At 65.1% G+C, this 4,021-nt stretch carries 3 protein-coding genes and 1 pseudogene; 2 read left to right on the plus strand and 2 right to left on the minus strand.

The window, feature by feature from the left end; all coding sequences use genetic code 11:
- The coding region (gene istA, locus ACRWK7_RS16990) for an IS21 family transposase (protein ID WP_431857452.1) at positions 1-1,093 on the minus strand (1,093 nt) is incomplete at its 3' end.
- 200 nt (positions 1,094-1,293) lie between these two features.
- Here istA and ACRWK7_RS16995 point away from each other — a divergent pair.
- A pseudogene (locus ACRWK7_RS16995) lies at positions 1,294-1,740 on the plus strand (transposase); the annotation flags it as partial.
- Between the two features lie 222 nt (positions 1,741-1,962).
- Here ACRWK7_RS16995 and ACRWK7_RS17000 read toward each other — a convergent pair.
- The gene (locus ACRWK7_RS17000) at positions 1,963-3,615 is read right to left on the minus strand and encodes a hypothetical protein (RefSeq protein WP_431857453.1); all 1,653 of its coding nucleotides are present in this window, start codon (positions 3,613-3,615) and stop codon (positions 1,963-1,965) included.
- Positions 3,616-3,915: 300 nt separating this feature from the next.
- On the opposite strand from ACRWK7_RS17000, the gene ACRWK7_RS17005 reads away from it, so the two are divergent.
- Positions 3,916-4,021 (plus strand): NAD-dependent epimerase/dehydratase family protein (locus ACRWK7_RS17005; protein ID WP_431857454.1); only part of this gene is annotated, 106 nt, incomplete at its 3' end.

The following is a 4,021-nucleotide window of genomic DNA, read 5'->3' on the forward strand; positions in this document are numbered from 1 at the left end:
AGATCGTCACCAGCGTGGCGGTGGTGAACACGTCCACCTTGCCGCGCGCCAAGGTGCTGGGCACGGAGTAGTAATGGCCGTCGGCGATCACGTGGTAATCGGCACCGACGGTCCGGCCAAGGTCCCATTGCCCCACGATGTAGGGATCGCTGGGCAGAGGCCGCAGCAACGCCCGTTCCTCGGTCTCGAACACCGAGCGGCGGGTTCCCTCGCGTGGCGGCGACAGCGGCCGGTTGTTGAGCGCCTCGCGCAGCGGCATCATGGCCGCGTTCAACTCGCCCAGCGAGAAGAAGGTCTGGTGGCGCAGCGGCGCCAGCACCCAGCGTTCGACCTGGAGGACGGCGTTCTCCGCCGCGGGCTTGTCGCGCGGTTTGCGCACCCGGGTCGGCAGGATGGCGGTGCCGTAGTGCCGGGCCAGCTCGTAATAGCTGGCGTTCAGCACGGGGTCGAAGAAGTTCGCCTTGGTGACGCCGCTCTTCAAGTTGTCGGGCACCAGCGCGCCGGGCACCCCGCCCAGGAAGCTGAACGCCCGGACATGGGAGGCCAGCCAATCCTCCAACTGCTGGCTCCACGTCGCCTCGGTGTAGATCAGCCCGGAGAACGGCAGGCAGGCGACGAAGACCTGCGCCTCGCGCGCCTGGCCGCCGTCCATCACCACGACGGTGTCGCCCGCGTAGTCGACCTGCAGCGCCTCGCCGGGGCGATGCTCCTGGCGCAGCGTGACGCCGCGGCCCTGCTCGCGCCGCCAGCGGCGGAAGTAGTCGCAGAACTGACTGAAGCCGTAGCCGCCGGGGTCGGCCTCGATGTACTCGCCCCACACCAGCTTCAGGGTGAGATGCTTGTGGCGGCGCAGGTCGCGCTCGACCTCAGCCCAGTCGGGCAGCGGGCGCTCCTCCAGCCACTGGCCATCATCGGCGCGCTGGAACAGGCGCCGTTCCAGCGCCTCCTCGCTCAAGTCGCGGACCTGCTCCCAGCGGGTCAGCCCGGCCTTCTCCGCCCGGGCCAGCAAACCGTTCAGGGTGCCGTTGCTGAGGCCACAGCTGCGCCGGATCTGGCTGTAGCTCATGGCGAGATCGTATCGGAGCCGAAGCACTTCTTTCACCTTCCTCATCGCGGTCCTCGTTCTCGGCATGCCGTGTCTCCTCTTGGCAGAGGAGCAACGGCACGGGCCGTTACTGGTGCGACGAAGGCGCGAGAAGCCGCTCGGCTGCTCAACCCGCTCCGCTGTTCATGCTGCCGTACTGGCCGTTCACTTTCCTCCGGGCGTCCTGTTCAGTTTCGAGCGCTCTGTGCATTCACCTCATTCGGAACTCGCTGGAGTTCGTGTCCTGGAAGGAGCGCAAAGCGGTGGCCGCCGCGCTCAAGGCGATCTACCGAGCCACCGATGCCGATGCCGGGCACCGCGCCCTGGACGAGTTCGCCGCCAGCCCCTGGGGCACCAAGTACCCAGCGATCGCCATGGCATGGCGGCGGAACTGGGCGGAGGTGATCCCGTTCTTTGCCTTCCCCGACGACGTGCGCCGGATCGTCTACACCACAAATGCCATTGAGTCGCTGAACGCCAAGCTGCGCCGGGCGGTGCGCACCCGCGGGCATTTCCCCACCGATGAGAGCGCGATGAAGCTGCTGTACTTGGTGTTGAACCAAGCCTCGAAAGACTGGAAGATGCCACCACGCGAATGGGGCATGGCCCGCGCCCAGCTCGCCATCCTCTTCGAGGACCGGTTCACGCTCACCTGATCACAACCGGCCCGTACACGGAATTCCTGACAGTCCCGGACACCGTCCACCATGACCGTGCCGCCCCGCTTGTACGACACACTCGCCACCCGCGTGCTCACGCATGTCGCCCGCTTCGCGACGACAGAGACCGCACCGGCGCCCCCGTCATCCGCATGACGGTGCTGCTTGTCGGCTAGCCTGTCCGGCGCGCACTCGTCCACCAGGCGCGCCCGGGCTGCCTCAGGCGGAAGTGATCGACCCTGACGACAGCGAGAACCAGCCGCTGCTCACCTGCGTTTTCGTGAGCCCTTCCAGGACCAGTGTAAAGGTCCCCGGCATCTGATTGCCGGCCAGCGTCAGGCCGAGTTCCCCGGTATCAAAGCTGGCCTGCACGGCCGTCGTGCCGCCGCCGCGATCCTGGAAGCGCGCCATGATGTCGCCAAGGCTCAGCGTCGTGTGTCGGAAGCTCAAGACGTCCTCACCCGGAGTGAAGTCGGTGACGGTCGTCGTACCGGCGGTCCACGACAGACTGATGGGTGAGACGATGTCCGGCGCGCTTACGTCCTTCCACAGCGTGTTGGGAGCGGCACCGATATCGATGAGGACCGCGTCCCTGCCTGCGCCACCGGTCAGCCGGTCATCGCCGCACCAAGCCACCAGGGTGTCATTGCCGGCACCGCCGTCCAGCGTATCGGCTTTCGACGTCAGAACGATGGTAATGCGTCCGGTGGCGTACTGTGCTGCCGCCACGAGGTAGTCGTCGCCGTCGCCACCGTCCACAATCGCGCCGCCTGCACCGCCGTTCAGCGTGTCGTCGCCTGCACCACCTGTAATATGCAGTGCGCCCGACGAGGACGAGCCCGCAATGAAGTCGTTACCCGCCGTACCGGTAAAGGTCGGCCGTGCTCCGTTGGCCAAACCACTCACCGAAAGGCGCATGACCTCAACGTTGTTTGGAATGGTGTAGTTGAAGGCTCCCGACACGCTGTCTTCGCGAACCGTAAGCGTGTCGGTCCCGCCGTCGCGTCCCTCCGTCACACGGGCGCCGCCGGAGTGAATGTAATAGACATCGTTGCCGCTGCCCCCGTCCAGCGTGTCGTTTTGTGCGCCGTAAAGCGTATCGTCACCGGATTCGCCGAACAAGCGGTCGTCAGCGTCGCTCAGGCCGCCCATCATGGTCCCACCGACGACGCCGTGGTCGTCAATGCCGTCGAGGGAGTCATCCCCTGAGCCGCCGTTCAGCACCCGTACGAAACCGGGCGCGCTGTCAAAGGCGATGAAGCTGTCGTTGCCGGCCAGGGCCGCCATATCGTTGGGCAGGCGCCCCTCCTGTCGACCGAACACGTCGTAGTGTGTACGGACCGTGATCGTCCCGGCATTCACTGCCTCGCGTACGTCGGGGTAGGCGCGCAGGTACCAATCCTCATCGAGGCTCCCGGTGGGCACGGGAGGGAGGGCCGGCATCACAGAGACGTAGAAGGCCACCCCTTCGGCCTGGAACTTCGGCAGAGTTGCCACGACGGCGCCGCGCTCGGCCTCTGATGCGGTGAAGAAATGGTTTCCCGATGACGCATCGAAGAACCGGTAGACCGGCGCGAGGGCCGAGGACTCCTGCGTGTCGTAGGCGTTGAACGCGCTGTAGTCCTCAAGTTCGTAGACACTGGACAGACTTTGCAGGATATAATCCCGCTCAGTGGAAGAGGCGGTGTAGAAATGCGCCCCGGTATCCCGCCGCCGAAAGCGAGCGACCGCATTGCCAGCGAAATTGATGAACGCCACGCCTTCATAACCGAAATCGGGCATTGACGCGATAATGCTATTCCGCTCGGCGGTATCGGCTGTGTAGAAATGCGCGCCAGTCCTCGCGTTATAGAAGCGGAAGACCTTGCTCATCACATACCTCCTCCGAACCGCGCCACGACAAGATGACTATCAGGCCAGCGCCGCCACGGTCGCAACCTTTGTTTCAGTGCATTGTGGGTATGGCACAACTGCAAAGATGACACGTTGCCCGTCACGAGATCCCTCTTCTTAAGCGCGAGAATCCTTTTTGAACACCCTGCCATGCCGACGGATAGGAATTCGAAGCTTGCGCTCCGCGCACAGGACTTCGCCCTCGAAAGGGCTCAGCTTGCGCTTTCAACGTGTTAGCCCCTATAACCCGCGCCAGGACGCATAAGGAGCTGCGGGCGCATGATCGTGGTCACCGGCGGGGCCGGATTCATCGGGTCGAACCTCGTGGCCGGGCTGGCCGCGCGCGGCATCACCGACGTCGCGGTGGTCGACCGCTTCCGCGACG

The sequence above is a fragment of the Azospirillum sp. genome (assembly GCF_050789165.1).